Here is a 15,324-nt window from a genome sequence, read left to right on the forward strand (position 1 = left end):
CCCCGATGAACCCGACGCAGCCTCCCGACGCGGCCCCGGCCCGCCCCGCCGACGCGGCCGACCGGATCCTGATCATCGAGGACGCCGACGCCGACTTCCGCCTGCTGCAGCGCCACCTGCAACGCCACGGACTGGGCGCACAGTGCAGCCGCGCGGCCAGCCCCGAGGCCATCGACGCCGCACTGGCCGCCGGTGGCTGGCAGGTGGTGCTGGCCGACCACCAGGTGCCAGGCGTCGACTTCGACACCCTGCTCGCACGCCTGCGCGCCGCGCTGCCCGGGGTGCCGGTGATCCTGGTGTCGGGCACCATCGGCGAGGAACTGGCGGTCGACCTGCTGCACCGCGGCGTGTCCGACTTCGTGTTCAAGGACCGGCTGATGCGGCTGGTGCCGGCCATCGAGCGCTGCCTGGACGACGTGCAGCGCCGGCGCGAGGCCGAGCGCTCCGCGCTCGCGCTGGCCGAGAGTGAGGCCTTCAGCCGCACGGTGCTGGGTTCGCTGGCCGACGGCCTGTTCGTGGCGCAGGACCGGCGCTTCGTGTTCGCCAACCCGGCGCTGCCGGCCATGCTGGGCTACAGCGAGGCGGCGTTCGCAGGCTGCCGCTTCGAGGACGTGGTGGCGCCCGAGTCGCTGACGCTGTGGGACGAACGCTTCGCCCGCCGCGTGCAGCCCGACCTGCCCGAACCCGAGCGCCACTACGAGGTGGCCTTCATGCACCGCGACGGCCGTTACCTGTGGCTGGAGTTGCGCGCCACGCGCTTCCAGTACCACGGCCGGCCCGCCGTGCTGGGCCTGCTGCGCGACACCACCGAGCGCCGGCGCTTCGTGGCCGAGCTCGAGCAGCACCGCCACCATCTGGAAGCGCTGGTGGAGGAACGCACGCACAAGGCCGAGGCGGCCTACCGCGCCAAGAGCGCGTTCCTGGCCAACATGAGCCACGAGATCCGCACACCGCTCAACGCCATCACCGGCACCGTGCACATCCTGCAGCGCAGCACGCTGGACGGCGCCCAGCAGCGCAGCCTGGCCATCATCGACCGTGCCGCCCAGCACCTGCTGAACCTGGTGAACGACGTGCTCGACCTGTCGAAGATCGAGTCGGGCAAGCTGGCGCTGGAGCAGATCGACTTCGAGCTCGACGCGCTGGTCGAGCACACCTGCGGGCTGGTGGCCGAGCGCGCGCGCGAGAAGGGCCTGCGTCTGGTGATCGACAACCAGGCCGCAGGCGCGCGACTGCGCGGCGACCCCACGCGTCTGACCCAGTTGCTGCTGAACCTGCTGGGCAATGCGGTGAAGTTCACCGACCGCGGCGAGGTGCGGCTGCGCTGCGTGCTCGACACGACCGAGCCTGCGTGCCCAGTGCTGACGCTGGATGTGAGCGACACCGGCATCGGCATCGCCGGCGAGCGCCTGGCCCAGCTGTTCAGCCCCTTCGAGCAGGCCGACAGCTCCACCACGCGCCGCTACGGCGGCACCGGTCTGGGCCTGGCCATCTGCCGCCACCTGGCCGAGCTGATGGACGGCAGCATCCATGTCAGCAGCACGCCCGGCCAGGGCAGTCGCTTCGAGGTGCAGTTGCGGCTTCGGCCCGCGCTGTCGCCCCTGGCCGACGGCGCACCCGACCCCGATGACCGCTCGGACGAGGCCGCGCTGGAGCAGCAATTGCGCAGCCGCCACGCCGGCGCCCGCGTGCTGTTGGCCGAGGACAACGAGGTCAACCAGTTTGTCGCCTGCGAGCTGCTGGCAGCCGCCGGCTTGACAGTGGACGTGGCCGACAACGGCCAGCAGGCGGTGGAGATGGCGCAGCGCCAGCGGTACGCGCTGGTGCTGATGGACGTGCAGATGCCGGTGATGGACGGCCTGCACGCCACGCAGGCGCTGCGCCGGCTGCCGCAGACTGCCGACCTGCCGGTGATCGCGATGACCGCCAACGCCTTCGGCGAGGACCGCGCGGCCTGCCTGGAGGCCGGCATGAACGACCACCTCAGCAAGCCGGTGGCCGTGGCCCAGCTGTATGCGCTGCTGCTGCGCTGGCTGCCGGGCGGATCGGGGCCGGCCCCGGCGGCACCGCTGCCGTCGTCGGCGACCGCCGAGGTGCCGGTCGCCGACCCCGTGGCCGCGGGCGGTGCGGGCTGGCCCGCCGCGCTGGCCAGGGTGCCCGGCCTGCAACCGCCGATCGGCTTCGGCCAGTTCGGCCACAGCAGCGCGGTGTACCTGCGTGCGCTGCAGCAGTTCGTGGCGCAGTACGGGGCCGGCCTGCCTGGCTTTGCCGATGCCGAGGCCGCCAACCCGGCGCAGCTGCCAGGCCCGCGGCCGCTGCTGTGCCTGCGCCTGCGTGCGCTGCACGCCACCGCGGCCATGCTGGGTGCCACCACGCTGGCGGCGCAGGCGCAGTCGCTGGAGACGCGGCTGCTGGCGGCCACCGCCACGCCCGCAGATGCGCAGGCCGAGCCCGACCTCGCGCGCCGCGTGGCCGCGTTGCAGGCCGACCTGCGGCAGCTGACCCAGGCGCTGGGCGAAGCCCTGGCGCGCCTGCCGGCCGGCGGCTGAACCTGCGGCACCGGTGGCGCCGGCCAGCTGGTCTGGTTGCGTCTGATTCAAGTTAGGGATGGGGCCCTGATTGCAAGGGCGCTTGGCCGCCTGGCTGCGTGTAGCCGCATGCCGGCACGGTGTCGCGCCTTGCGACACCGCACGGCGCCCCCCGGGAAAACTTGGGCACACGCAGCGCATCGCGCGTGCAAGATGGCCGGCCCAGCAGCCCGTTCTCCCCGGAGGAATCATGGTGCAACGCAACACCCGAGGCGCCGCCGCGCGGCCGGCCGATGTGGATGTGGTGGTGGTGGGCGCAGGCTTCGCCGGCCTGTACCTGCTGCACAAACTGCGCGGGCTGGGCTTCAGCGTGCGCGTGCTCGAAGCAGCCAGTGACGTGGGCGGCACCTGGTACTGGAACCGCTACCCCGGCGCGCGCTGCGACATCCCGACCACCGACTACACCTTCGGCTTCGACCCCGCGCTGGAGCAGGCCTGGCGCTGGTCGGAGAAGTACGCCACGCAACCCGAGATCCTGCGCTATGCGCAGTTCGTGGCTGAGTTCTACGACCTGCGGCGCGACATCGACTTCGACACCCGCGTCGAAGCCGCGCTGTGGGACGAGGCCGACGGCCGCTGGCACCTGCGCACCAGCACCGACGAGCACATCCGCTGCCGCTTCACCATCATGGCCACCGGTTGCCTGTCGCAGCCCAAGGCGCCCGAGATCACCGGCGCCGATCGCTTCCAGGGCGCCACCTACCTCACCAGCCGCTGGCCGCAGGGCGGCGTGGATTTCACCGGCAAGCGCGTGGCCGTCATCGGCACCGGGTCGTCGGGCATCCAGTCGATCCCGATCATCGCCAGGCAGGCCAGCCAGCTGACGGTGTTCCAGCGCACGCCCAACTTCTCGATCCCCGCCGGCAACGGCCCGGTGCGCGAGGAGCGTCTGGCCCCGCTGCGCGCCGACCGCGCGGCCTACCGCCAGGCAGCCAGGCTGTCGCGCGCCGGCGTGCCGCTGGAGCCCACGCAGGTCTACGGCCGCTACAGCCCGCCCGAGGTGCGCGCCGAGCGCTTCGAGGCCGCCTGGCAGACCGGCGAGCTGATCCCGATCCTGAGCGTCTTCGCCGACCAGATCCTGTTCAAGGATGCCAACGAGATCGTCTGCGAGAAGGTGCGCGAGAAGATCCGCGCCGTGGTGCACGACCCTGAGACCGCCGAGGCCCTGAGCCCGCGTGACCATGCCTTCGGCACCAAGCGGCCCTGCCTGGACACCGGCTACTACGCCACCTTCAACCTGCCGCATGTGCGCCTGGTGGACCTGCGCAAAACGCCGATCGAGCGCATCACCGAAGGCGGCATCGCGCTGTCCGGCGGTGAGTCGCTCACGTTCGATGCCATCGTCTACGCCACAGGCTTCGACGCGATGACCGGCGCGCTGGTGGCGGTGGACATCACCGGCCGCGACGGCCTGACGCTGAAGGACAAGTGGGCCCCCGGCCCCAGCACCTACCTGGGCCTGATGAGCCGCGGCTTCCCGAACCTGTTCACCATCACCGGGCCGGGCAGCCCGTCGGTGCTGTCGAACATGATGGTCTCGATCGAGCAGCATGTGGAATGGGTGGCCGATTGCCTGGCCGCCCTGCGCGCGCAGGGGCACACGCGCATCGAGCCCACCGCGGCCGCCGAGGCCGGCTGGGTGCAGCATGCCAACGACTGCGCCGACATCACGCTCTACCCCAGCGCCAACAGCTGGTACATGGGTGCCAACGTGCCGGGCAAGCCCCGCGTGTTCCTGCCCTATGTGGGCGGCGTCGACGCCTACCGCCGCGCCTGCGACGAGGTGGTGGCGCGCGACTACCTCGGCTTCGAGCGCAGCGGCCCGGCCGGCGAGCGCTGCAACGACGGCCTGGTGCGCCGCCTGCAGCCCGATGTGCAGATGGTGCTGGAAATGATGGCGGCGATGAACCTGCCCACCTTCGACAGCCTGCCGGTCGACGCGGCACGCGGCCTGCTGGCGCAGCTGTCGGCCGCCTCGCCGCCGGGGCCGGCGGTGGGCGAGATCGTCGACGGCCAACTGCCCGGCGCCGACGGCCCGCTGGACTACCGGCTCTACCGCCCGACCACGCCGGGGCCGCACCCGGTGGTGGTGTATTTCCACGGCGGCGGCTGGGTGCTGGGCAGCCAGTCGTCCGACGATCCGATGTGCCGCGACCTGTGTGCCCGCTCGGGCGTGATGATCGTCTCGGTGAACTACCGCCACGCGCCCGAGGCGCGCTTCCCGGCCGCGGCCGACGATGCGCTGGCCGCCGTGCGCTGGGTGAGCGAGCACGCCAGCAGTCTGGGCGGCCAGCCCGGCGCGGTGGCGGTGGCGGGCTGGAGCGCCGGTGGCAACCAGGCCGCGGTGGTGTGCCAGCGCGCCCGCGACGAGGGTGGGCCGCCCATTGCCGGCCAGTTGCTGCTGACCCCGGTGACCGACAGCGACCTCACGCGGGCCTCCTACGTCGAGAACGCCGAGGGCTATGTGCTCACCGCGGCGCTGATGCGCTGGTTCTTCGACCACTATGTCGACGCGGCCGACCGCACCGACCCGCGGGTGGCGCCGCTGCGCGCCGACAGCCTGGCCGATCTGCCGCCGGCAATGATCGTCACGGCCCAGTTCGACCCGCTGCGTGACGAGGGCCTGGCCTATGCGCAGGCCCTGCAGCTGGCCGGCGTGCCGGTGCACACGATCACCGCCCGTGGCCACACCCACACCTCGCTGACCATGGTGGACGTGGTGGTGTCGGGCGAGCCGGTTCGCGCGCAGATGGCCGCCGCGCTGCGCAGCTTCTTTCGCTGACCGCAGCCGCTGATCAGCCTTTGCGCTCCAGCGCAAAGGCCAGCAGGGCACTGTCGGTCACGGGTGCCGGCCACAGCACGCCGGCCAGCCAGCGGAAGAAGGTGCTGCGCGCCACCGGGCTGTGGACGCCCTGCTTCTGCCACGACCGCGCCACCGGCCCGAGCAACTCGCCCAGGCATTCGGCCTCGAAGCGGGCGATGTGGGCCTGGCGCTCGGTTTCGCCCATCGCGTCGAAGGCCGTGCGCGCCTGCTGGATGCGCTGGCCTTCCCACTCGTCGCGCAGGCGCTGCATCTTCTCTTCCAGCGAGGGTTCGGCGGTGGCCGGCTCCTCGCGCGCGACGCTGGCGCCCTGCCCGCCCTGTCCTGCGTAGCCCTTGCGCAGCGCATCGCGCAGGTAGGCCGCCGGCGAATCCAGCGGCGGCAGCGTGGCGTTCTTCTGGCGCGCTTCCACCAGGTCGACCGCCGCGCGCAGCGCACCCTCGTCGGTGGAGGCGTACAGGTCTTGCGCATCGGCACGCTTGAAGCCGATGACCACCAGGCGCTCGACCAGTTGCAGGTCGAACACATTCTTGCCGCCCTGCTCCAGGCCCTGCAGCGTAGGCTGGGCCTTGGGGATCACGCGGAACTGCAGTTCCTCGACCTTGCGGCCGCGCTTGTGCTCCACCACCTCCATGCGGAAGCTGTCGTTCAGCGTGTCCAGTTCGATCAGCGCCTTCTTGATGGTGTCGCGGTGCAGGATGCGGTAGTCCACGCTCTCGATGTCGGAACGGCCGGTCAGCACCGAGGCCCACCAGATCAGGTCTTCGCGCATGGTCAGCCGACCCGGCGAGGTGAGGTAGCGCGCGCCCAGCTCGTAAAGCACGGCCGCCGCATAGGTGCGCATCTGCGCGCTGATCTCCAGGAACACCTTGGTGTAGTGCGCCGGCTTGACCAGGCGTTCGCGGATCGGCTCGGGGTAGCTCCAGGTGATGCTGCAGGGACTGCCGCGGCCGCGCTCGTGGATGTGCACGGTGCCCAGCAACTGCGTGGAGGTCCAGCGCCGCTGCTCACCGATGCTAGTGTGCCACTCGATGGTGGTGGCCTGCATGTCGCGGATGTGGGTCTTCAGCAGCTCGGTGTTGTTGGAGTTGAAGCGTGCGTCGTCGATCAGCTCGGACAGCAGGATGGTGTAGCTGGGCTGATCGACCCCGGCGCGCTGTGCGTGGTACAGCAGCGCGTTGTAGATGCGGCGTGACAGCAGCGTGAGCTTGCCGCGCTTGGGGCGGATGGCGATGCTCTCATTGGCCTTGGAGACGGCCTGCTCGTCGCGGCGAGCGTCGTCGGCAGATGTATCGGTGCGGGCCGAACCGTTGGACGGGAGCGAGAGACTTTCAGCCATCACCGGTGTTTGTGTCAGGAGCAATCAGGCGAGTACACCATAGGACTTTACGGTGAAGCGGTCAACTCACAATTCAAACCTGGCGTCGACTTGTCTTCTTTGAAGATGAACACTTGAATACCTTGAAGAGTTGCGGCGACGGAAAGCCTATTGCCGACAAGCACTTGCCTGTGTTTTGCGGAGTGGATATGGGTTGGCGGCGGAGATCTTTTGGGATACTGCGGCGGTGGACTTGGGCAACCAGGCGCTGAAATGGCGATCCGGTGGGCATTTCGGTGAGTGGATTTGGGGATCTGGACGGCTGGATGGCCGATTGGGTGCCTCCAGGTCCGGCTGGCGCGCTGGCAACCGTCTTCGGCCGGCCGCTCCGGTGGCCTTGAGGGGCTGTTTGGTGGGTTTGCGGCGGATGAACCGTTGCGCTGGCGGTCGTTCCAGGCGGTGCGGGTGGGCCAGGTTCCCAAACTCTCTCCACTTTTCGGTGTCCAAAAACAGGTGGTTTAGACGATTCGCTGTAGACTCTGCGAGAACCGTCGAATCGACGATCTGTTGATGGTATCGCGATGCCTCCCTCCCCTGCCCTGCCCTCTTCCAGCGCCCTGAGCGGTGCTGCCACCGACCCGGCTGGCAACCCGGTTGCCACCCCGGCCGGCCCGGTTGCCGACACGGCCCTCGGCGCGCCGCTGGCGCGCTCCAGCATCGACATGGCGCGCATCCAGGCGCTGGCGCTCAAGGCCGGCGGCATGGTCGAGCAGATCCGTGGTCGCCTGCTGGCGCCCGAGGCGCGCAAGCTGCCGCCGCACTACTCCACGGCCCAGGTGGCCGCGCTGTGCGGGGTGGACAAGGCGCATGTGAACTACCGCGTCACCAAGGGCGACCTGCCCTCGGGCCAGCTGACCCCCAGCGGCGGCAAGCGTGAGTTCAGCCTGGCCGAGACGCGGCAGTGGGCCCGCACCTACCGCCACGAGAAGATGCGCCCGGCCGGCCAGCGCGCGGTGTGCGTGGCGGTGGCCAACTTCAAGGGCGGCGTGTCCAAGACCACCAGCGCCATGGTGCTGGCCCAGGGCCTGAGCCTGCGCGGTCACCGCGTGCTGGCCATCGACATCGACCCGCAGGGCTCGCTGACCACGCTGCATGGCATCCTGCCCGAGGCCGAGGTCAGCGAGGAGATGACCATCTCGCCGCTGTGCCAGGGCAGCAGCGACGACATCACCCCGGCCATCCGCTCCACCTACTGGGACGGGCTCGACCTGGTGGCGGCAGCGCCCTTCCTGTTCGGCGCCGAGTTCGCGCTGCCCGCGCGGCAGATGAACGATCCGAGCGCCCGCTTCTGGGACGTGCTGAACGCCGGCATGGAGCCGGTGCGCGAGCTGTACGACGTGATCATCATCGACACGCCGCCGGCGCTGTCCTACGTCACCATCAACGGCCTGTGGGCCGCCGACGGCCTGGTGGTGCCGGTGCCCCCCTCGGGCCTGGACTTCGCCAGTTCGGCGCAGTTCTGGTCGCTGCTGGCCGACCTGGGCGGCAATCTCGACCGCCAGGAAAGCGCGCCCGAGTTGCGCAAGGCCTTCGACTTCCTGCACATCCTGCTCAGCCGCGTTGACCATGCCGATGCCGCGTCGCCAGCGGTGCGCCAGTGGATTCAGGCCACCTATGGCGAGTTCGTGCTGCCGGTGGAAATCCCGAAGACCACGGTCACCAGCAACAAGGCGGCCGAATTCGCCACCATCTACGACATCCAGAAGTACGACGGCTCGGCCAAGACCTACAAGCGCGCGGTGGATGCGTACGACCGTTTCGTGGACCTGGTGGAAGAGTCGATCGTCGAGGCCTGGCGCGCGCGCCAGGCGGGGGCCTGAGGTGGTTGACGACGCCGCGACCCGCGGCCGCGCCAACGCTGGCAACCCGGTTGCCAGCCATGCCGCGCCGGCGGTGGACCGGTCGGTGCAACAGCAGGGAGCAAGCGCATGAGCATCAAGAACAAGCTGCTGGCCAAGACCAGTGATCTGACGCTGCCCCCGGCCGCGCCCTCCCCTGCCCCGGCGCCCGCCGCCGAGCCGGCCCTGCCCCCGGCCGCGCCGCCGCAGGCCGGTCGCTTTCCGCCGGCCCTGCCCGCAGCGGCCGCCGCCGCGGGCGGCCCGGGCCCGCACGGCCAGGCCCCGCGCACCGGCCCGGGCCAGATGCTGCAGTTCCGCGGCCAGCTGCTGGCCGTGGAAGGCGAGTTGGGCAAGCTGCGCGACCGCCTGCGCGAGCACGACGGTGCGCTGCCCACCCGCAGGCTCGACACCGCGCTGATCCAGCCCAGCCGCTGGGCCAATCGCCATGCAGACGCCTTCGGCAATGCCGAGTTCATGCATCTGAAGCAGGACATCGAGCTGGCCGGTGGCAATGTGCAGCCGATCCTGGTGCGGCCGCTGCCCGAGGGCACCGGCGGCAACGGCACGGCGCGCTACGAGCTGGTGTTCGGCCACCGCCGCCACCGCGCCTGCGCCGAACTGGGCCTGCCGGTGCTGGCCGTGATCGACCACGGACCGATCAGCGATCTGGACCTGTTCGCGGCCATGGACCGCGAGAACCGTGAGCGTGCCGATCTCTCGCCCTACGAGCAGGGCGTGATGTATCGCCGTGCGCTCGACGAGAAGCTCTACGCCTCCAACCGCCGGCTGGCCGAGGCACTGGGCGTCTCGCACACCTGGGTGGCCAACGTGCTGGCGGTGGCCGACCTGCCGCAGCCGGTGCTGGACTGCTTCCGTTCGCCGCTGGAGGTGCAGCACAGGCATGCCAAGGCCATCGCCGCGCAGCTCGATCGCGACCGCAAGGGCGTGCTCAAGCGCGCCGACAAGCTGCGGCAGCAGGCCCAGCGCCTGGCGCCTGGCGCGGTGGTGGAGGCTTTGCTGGGCAAGACCGCCACGGCAGTGGCCGATCGTGCCCTGCCCGGCAGCCAGTCGGGTGAGCTGGCGCTGGGTGGGCGTGTGGTGGGTCGCTGGTCGCTCGACGCAGCCGGTGCACTCGACCTGCACCTGGTCGCCGGCGTGGTGAACGCCGCCGACGCGTCCCGGCTGGCGCAGACGTTGGTCCAGGCACTGGCGCAGGGCGGACCGTCGGGCGCCTGACGGTCCGTTCTGGCCGGCCGTGCCACCGGCCGCACCACCGCCCGACCAACGGCCGGACGGGTGAAGAGCGCAACGGGTGGCAACCCGGTTGCCACTCGCGCATCTACGCCAGGCCAGCCTCAGGAGCCCGGCTTTGCGGGCAGCGTTGCCGAAGTGTCAACGGGCTCAGCACCCAGGTAGCGGCCAGTACTGGCCAGGCTGGCGTGGCCCAGGGCCCGGCGCAGCGCATCCAAGGGCATGCCGGCCGCCACCGCCTCGCGGCCGAAGGTGTGCCGCAACCAGTGTGTGGAGGCGGCCCGCAGGCGCTCACGCGACAGGCCATCCACCGCCGCCGCGTCCGCCGCGATGCGCCGGAAGAAGCGCTTGAGCGTGAGGTAGACGCCGGCTGCGCCCAGGGCGCGAATCGTCGGTGGCTGCTGCGGCGACAACTGAACTACGCCGTCCGGGCCGTCGATCCAGCGCCGCGGGCGTTCAGCCAGCGTGCAGACGATGGGCGGGGGCGAGGGCAGGGTGGCGATCGCGGCAGCATCCTCGTGGTGGCGTGCGATCAGGGCGTGCAGGGCGGCATCCAGCGGCAGCTCGCGCGCGCCGCCGTGACGGCTCTGAACGCGGATCAGCCACCCGGCGCCGAGCGCCATGTCTGCGACCGGGCCCTCCTCGGCGCCGGCCTCCGGGCCAAGCGCCAAGTCGCGCGTGCCCGATGGCGGCCTCAACCGCAGGTCAGCCAGCGTTGCCGCAGCGATCTCCGACAGCCGCAACCCCGTGGCCGACAGCAGGTGCAGCAGCAGCGCGATGCGCCGTGCCTCGGCCTGGCCGCGATCGGTCGGGTCGCGGGTCAGCAGTTGCCGGTCGAGTTGGCCCATCACGAAGCGCCATTCGGCCTCGGTAAAGGCCCGCTCCAGCGCCGGCGCCCGCGGCAGCGCGGTGCGCTGGCGCGCCAACGCACGCATCGGGTTGGCCGGCAGGTGCCCGCTGGCGCACAGGTCATCGAACAGGTTCTGCACCACCACCCGGGCGAAGTTCAGCGACGCGCCGCCCAGCGGCCCGCGCAGCGGCCGCCAGGCCGGGTCGGTGCGGGCGGCAGGGCGTGCATTCACCCACTCGGGCGGCGGCGCCGCCAGAAAGTCCAGGTACGACCGGCAGTCGGCCACATCGATGGCCGCGAGCGGCTTGCCGCGCGCGTGCAGGCACCACAGGTAGAAGCGCTCGGCCTCCTTGGTATAGGCGCGCCGTGTGGCGTCCGGGCGTGGTTGCGACAGCCAGGCGCGCAGGGCCTGCAGGTCATTCAGCGCCGACGGCGGCGAGGCTGGCACGGCACGGCCCGCCGGGGCCGCAAGGCCCGCACCGCCGGCCAGGTGCGCCGGCACGGCCAGGCGTTCCAGCGGCACCAGCGCGAAGCGCGGTGCGACGTGCGGTTGCCCGGGTGCGGCGGCAGGCGGCGGCCTGCGGTGGCGCGATGGGTCGAGCACGGCGCTGGGGATGGCGTGGCCGAACTGTTCGGCCAGCGGACCCAGCCAGGCCACCAGCGCCGCCGCCCGGCGCTCGCCCAGGCCGCGCGCGCGTGCGTGCCAGCGGCGGCCGTACACGCGCACCGTGTCGGCCAGCGCACCCAGCGTGCCGATGCCCGCGGTGCGCAGCAGCGCCGCCAGGGCCGGCGAGAGCCACAGGTCGAGCCGGTCGCCCGCCTCGGGCTGGCGCGCCAGCAGCGCCTCCACCTGGTTCAGCGCCCGCACCTGCGCCTGGCCCAGGCCGCGTTCGGCGTTGGTTTCGGGCGGTGCCGAGTCGGTGGCCCCATCCAGGTGAAAGAACTGCCGGTACTCCTGCAGCAGCTCTGACTCGCTGTAAAACTCGCGGTCGAGGCCCTGTGCATCGACGAACTCGTCCAGCGAGGGCAGGGGGGTGCTGCCGGCGTCGAACGGTGGCTGCGCCAGCAGGGCCAGCTGCGCGGTGATCTGCCGTGCCGGCGGCAGATCCAGGTTGAGCTGCTGCCCGGCGTCGAGCACCTGGTGCAGCAGGGCCTGGCGGCGATGCTCGATGTGGCGCAGGTCGTCGCTCATCGCCGAGAAGGCCAGGTAGCGCTGCCAGGCGTGGCGCAGGTCCAGACCCAGGAACCAGCTGCGCAGGAAGGCGAAGTGGTGCACGCCCAGCGCGCCGTCGTGCCGCAGCACGCGCGTGCGGGCGCCTGGGGGCCGGCCGCGCGGACGACGCTGGATCAGGCCTGTCATGGCATTGTTTGAGGCGGCAAGATCATCGGAGGCATCGAAGATGGCCAGGCAGGCGGACGCGCCCTGCCGCGCAGGTTCTCCTGGGGAGAAGCACCAAAGCGGGCTCGTCGTCCGCGCCAGATGCAAGATCCTTGAATTTTTATAGCGTCATGATAATGAAATTTATCAATGCGCGAATAGGGGGAATTTCGAAGCCTGCGGTCAGCCCGCCCAGGAGGGACAGGCAAGGCACGATCTGACCAGATGCGATGCGTACCCGAGCGGCTCGCGCAGTACAGTGCAACGTGCAACCCGCCGCCGCGGGCTCCGACCAGGCGCCATGGCCCCCCAGCAGTTCTCCGCCGCCATCCTTCCGGCTGACAGGGCCGCACTGCACGAGGCCCAGCGCCAGGGCGAGGCGCGGCTGCGGGCGGTGTTCGCCACCATGACCGAGGGTCTGATCGTCAACGACGCCGAGGGGCGCGTGGTGGAGGCCAACGAGGCCGCCTGCCGCATCCTGGGTGTGCCGCGCGACCAGGTGTTGGGCCGCACCGGCGACGACGCGCAATGGCCCGCCTGGCGCGCCGATGGCTCGCCCTGGCACCCTGACGATTTTCCCGGTGTGACCGCGCAGCGCACCGGCCTGCCGCAGCGCGAGCAGGTGATGCGTCTGGGCGGGGCCGACCCCGTCGGCGGGCCCGAGCGCTGGATCAGCGTCAATGCGCTGCCGCTGGCCAAGGACGATCCGGCCCTTCCGGGTGGCGTGGTGGTGTCCTTCATCGACATCACGACACGCGTGCATCTGGCGGCGCAGAACGCGAAGCACCTGCAGGAGATCGTCGACCTCTACGACCTGGCGCCCTGCGGCTACCACGCGCTGGGGCCCGATGGCGTGTACCTGCGCATCAATGCCACCGAGTTGTCGTGGCTCGGGTGCCAGCGCGACGAGGTGGTGGGGCGCTGCCGCCCGTCCGACTTCCTCGATGAGCGCGGGCGCGAGATGTTCCGCACCCAGCTGCCACGCATCCTGGCCGGCGAATCGCTGCACAACGTGCCGATCACGCTGTATGGCCGCCACGGCCAGCGCCGCGAGGTGCTGCTGAACGCCACGCCGGTGTTCGACGCCCAGCGCCGCGTGGTGATGACCCGCAGCGTGATGCACGACGTGACCGAGCTGCACCAGCTGCGCCAGCAGCACCAGGCCAGCCAGGCCCACGGCGCCGAGCTGACCGCCTTGCTGGCCGAGCGCACCGAGATGCTGGCCGTGCTGGCCCACGAGGTGCGCCAGCCGCTGCACAACGCGCTGGCCGTGCTGCAGGGCGCGCGCCGCGTCGACGCGGGCGCACCGGCCGGCGGCCTCGGGGCGCCCGGTGGCGATGCCCTGCGCCGCACCACCGACATGCTGCGCGTGGTCATCGACAGCGTCGACAACACCCTGGCCGTGGCCGAACTGCTGGCGCGCAGCGGGCCCATCGAGCGCGGCGACACCGAGCTGCAGGCCCTGCTGGGCCTGGCCATCGCCGATCTGCCCAGCGACGAGCGCCAGCGCGTGCAGATCCGTCGCGACACGCAGGCGCGCAGCGCGTCGATGGACATGAGCCTGATGCGCCTGGCGCTGCGCAACCTGCTGGTCAACGCGCTGGCCTACAGCCCGCCCGGCAGCCCGGTGACCGTGACGCTGGGCGATTGCGATGACCCGCTGGCCCTGCTGATCGACGTGCAGGACCAGGGCCCCGGCATCGCGCCCGAGTTGCACGGCCGCCTGTTCCAGCGCGGTGCCAGCGGCCGGCGCACGCAGCGCGGGGCCGGTCATGGCCTGGGCCTGTACATCGTGCACCGGGTGATGGCGCTGCACCGCGGCAGCGTGCAGGTGCTGGCCACCGGTCCCGCGGGCACGACGCTGCGCCTGCAGCTCAACCAGGACGACGACTGACCGGCGCGCGGGACGCCGTCCGGCCCGCCCCGCTCAAGCCATGCGCAGGGGGGCCCGGAAGACGTAGCCCACGCGCGAGCGCGACTGCAGCGGCATGGTCAGCGGCGTGGCGCGCTCCACGCGCCGGCGCAGCCGGTACACAGTGGCGTTCAGGCCCTGGTCGGCGTCCTCGCGGCCGATGGCCACCTGTAGCCGCTCACGCGCCACCACCTGGCCGTCCACATCGGCAAAGCAGGCCAGCAGCGCGACGTCGGCCGGGCTCAGCTCCACATGCGTGCCGTCGGGCGCCACCAACTGCCGGCTGTCGCGCAGCAGCACCCAGGCCTGGCCGGCCAGTGCCGGCGCACCGGCGCGTCGCTGCACCGCGCGGATGGCCAGTTCCACCTGCTCGAACTGCACCGGCTTGGCCAGGTACATGTCGGCGCCGGCGCGCATCACCCGGGCGAAGGTGTCGGCGGCCAGGCGGCCCGACACCACCACCAGCCCGGCACTGCTGCGCCGTCGCAGGATCTGGATCAGATCGACGCCGTCGATGCCGGGCAGCATCAGATCGACCAGGTAGAAGCCGTAGCCGAAGCCGCCGTCGTGGGCCAGCAGGTCGTTGCTGTCGGCGAACACGTCCACGGCCACGCCCAGGTGGCGCAGGTAGTCGGCCAGGTACTCGGTGAAGGCCGCGTCGTCGTCGACCAGGGCCAGGTTGGAGGGCAGCATGCAGCGTGTGGCAACACTTCGGCCCGCTGATTCAAGCACAGTTGCGCCGCCGGCTTTACCCGCCTGAACTTCGCATATATGCTGGCTGCCTGCGAACAAATTCGCGCATGGCAATTTGCCGGGTGCCGGGACGTGGTGGCACGGTCGCACCGTCCTGCAGCGCTTGCGGCTGGCTGCCTGCCGCCGCCCGCCATGACCGCCGCCGCCGCGCTCACCCACGACCAGCCCGACCTGCTGCCGGCCTTGCTGCGTCTGGAGCCTGCCGAATGGGATGCGCTGCGTTTCGGCGTCATCGGCTTCGATGTGCACAGCCACCGCGTCACCGTCTACAACGCGGAAGAGGCGCGGCAGGCCGAACTCGACCCCGCCGACGTGATGGGCCTGAACGTCTTCACCGAGCTGGCGCAGTGCATGAACAACTACCTGGTGGCGCAGCGCTTCGACGACGCACGCAACGCCCGCACGGCGCTCGACGCCCGGCTCGACTACGTGCTGACCTGGCGCATGCGGCCCACGCCGGTGGCGCTGCGCATGCTGTGGCAACCGGGCGACGACCTCGCCTACCTGGTGCTGCAGCGGCGGCCCTGAGGGTCGGATCGGTGGCCGGAGCCCGCA

At 71.3% G+C, this 15,324-nt stretch carries 9 protein-coding genes; 6 read left to right on the forward strand and 3 right to left on the reverse strand.

The features are described 5' to 3' along the window. Window positions 1-5: 5 nt before the first annotated feature. Window positions 6-2,549, forward strand: coding sequence for a response regulator (locus AACH10_RS22020; protein WP_341412680.1), 2,544 nt, complete (start codon window positions 6-8; stop codon window positions 2,547-2,549). Between the two features lie 232 nt (window positions 2,550-2,781). Then, window positions 2,782-5,370 (forward strand): alpha/beta hydrolase fold domain-containing protein, encoded by a 2,589-nt coding sequence (locus tag AACH10_RS22025; RefSeq protein ID WP_341412681.1) that lies wholly within the window; start codon window positions 2,782-2,784, stop codon window positions 5,368-5,370. A 13-nt stretch (window positions 5,371-5,383) separates the two neighbouring features. Here the strand turns inward: AACH10_RS22025 and AACH10_RS22030 are convergent, their stop codons facing one another. Beyond that, entirely contained in the window at window positions 5,384-6,748 is a 1,365-nt protein-coding gene (locus AACH10_RS22030; RefSeq protein ID WP_341412682.1) for a RepB family plasmid replication initiator protein, read from the reverse strand. Window positions 6,749-7,308: 560 nt separating this feature from the next. Here AACH10_RS22030 and AACH10_RS22035 point away from each other — a divergent pair. After that, window positions 7,309-8,607, forward strand: coding sequence for an AAA family ATPase (locus AACH10_RS22035; protein ID WP_341412683.1), 1,299 nt, complete (start codon window positions 7,309-7,311; stop codon window positions 8,605-8,607). A 108-nt stretch (window positions 8,608-8,715) separates the two neighbouring features. Further along, a complete protein-coding gene (locus AACH10_RS22040) occupies window positions 8,716-9,861 on the forward strand; it encodes a ParB/RepB/Spo0J family partition protein (RefSeq protein WP_341412684.1) in 1,146 nt (381 codons plus the stop codon). Window positions 9,862-9,980: 119 nt separating this feature from the next. Here the strand turns inward: AACH10_RS22040 and AACH10_RS22045 are convergent, their stop codons facing one another. Next, a complete protein-coding gene (locus AACH10_RS22045) occupies window positions 9,981-12,086 on the reverse strand; it encodes a phage integrase family protein (protein ID WP_341412685.1) in 2,106 nt (701 codons plus the stop codon). 319 nt (window positions 12,087-12,405) lie between these two features. Between AACH10_RS22045 and AACH10_RS22050 the strand changes: the two genes are divergently transcribed. Continuing rightward, window positions 12,406-13,998 (forward strand): PAS domain-containing sensor histidine kinase, encoded by a 1,593-nt coding sequence (locus AACH10_RS22050; RefSeq protein ID WP_341412686.1) that lies wholly within the window; start codon window positions 12,406-12,408, stop codon window positions 13,996-13,998. Between the two features lie 33 nt (window positions 13,999-14,031). On the opposite strand, the gene AACH10_RS22055 is transcribed toward AACH10_RS22050, so the two are convergent. Further along, entirely contained in the window at window positions 14,032-14,709 is a 678-nt protein-coding gene (locus tag AACH10_RS22055) for a response regulator transcription factor (protein ID WP_341412687.1), read from the reverse strand. A gap of 192 nt (window positions 14,710-14,901) precedes the next feature. Between AACH10_RS22055 and AACH10_RS22060 the strand changes: the two genes are divergently transcribed. Continuing rightward, window positions 14,902-15,297: a phosphonate transporter gene (locus AACH10_RS22060; RefSeq protein ID WP_341412688.1), complete on the forward strand. Its 396-nt coding sequence runs from the start codon at window positions 14,902-14,904 to the stop codon at window positions 15,295-15,297. The last annotated feature ends 27 nt before the right edge of the window (window positions 15,298-15,324 follow it).

The organism is Pseudaquabacterium inlustre (assembly GCF_038066595.1).
GTDB lineage: Bacteria > Pseudomonadota > Gammaproteobacteria > Burkholderiales > Burkholderiaceae_C > Pseudaquabacterium > Pseudaquabacterium inlustre.

Excerpts from the sequence above, each read along its gene's own strand:
- AACH10_RS22035 (WP_341412683.1), top strand. The coding sequence starts at position 7,309 with ATGCCTCCCTCCCCTGCCCTGCCCTCTTCCAGCGCCCTGAGCGGTGCT.
- AACH10_RS22055 (WP_341412687.1), bottom strand. The coding sequence starts at position 14,709 with ATGCTGCCCTCCAACCTGGCCCTGGTCGACGACGACGCGGCCTTCACC.
- AACH10_RS22045 (WP_341412685.1), bottom strand. The coding sequence starts at position 12,086 with ATGACAGGCCTGATCCAGCGTCGTCCGCGCGGCCGGCCCCCAGGCGCC.
- AACH10_RS22060 (WP_341412688.1), top strand. The coding sequence starts at position 14,902 with ATGACCGCCGCCGCCGCGCTCACCCACGACCAGCCCGACCTGCTGCCG.
- AACH10_RS22050 (WP_341412686.1), top strand. The coding sequence starts at position 12,406 with ATGGCCCCCCAGCAGTTCTCCGCCGCCATCCTTCCGGCTGACAGGGCC.
- AACH10_RS22020 (WP_341412680.1), top strand. The coding sequence starts at position 6 with ATGAACCCGACGCAGCCTCCCGACGCGGCCCCGGCCCGCCCCGCCGAC.
- AACH10_RS22040 (WP_341412684.1), top strand. The coding sequence starts at position 8,716 with ATGAGCATCAAGAACAAGCTGCTGGCCAAGACCAGTGATCTGACGCTG.
- AACH10_RS22030 (WP_341412682.1), bottom strand. The coding sequence starts at position 6,748 with ATGGCTGAAAGTCTCTCGCTCCCGTCCAACGGTTCGGCCCGCACCGAT.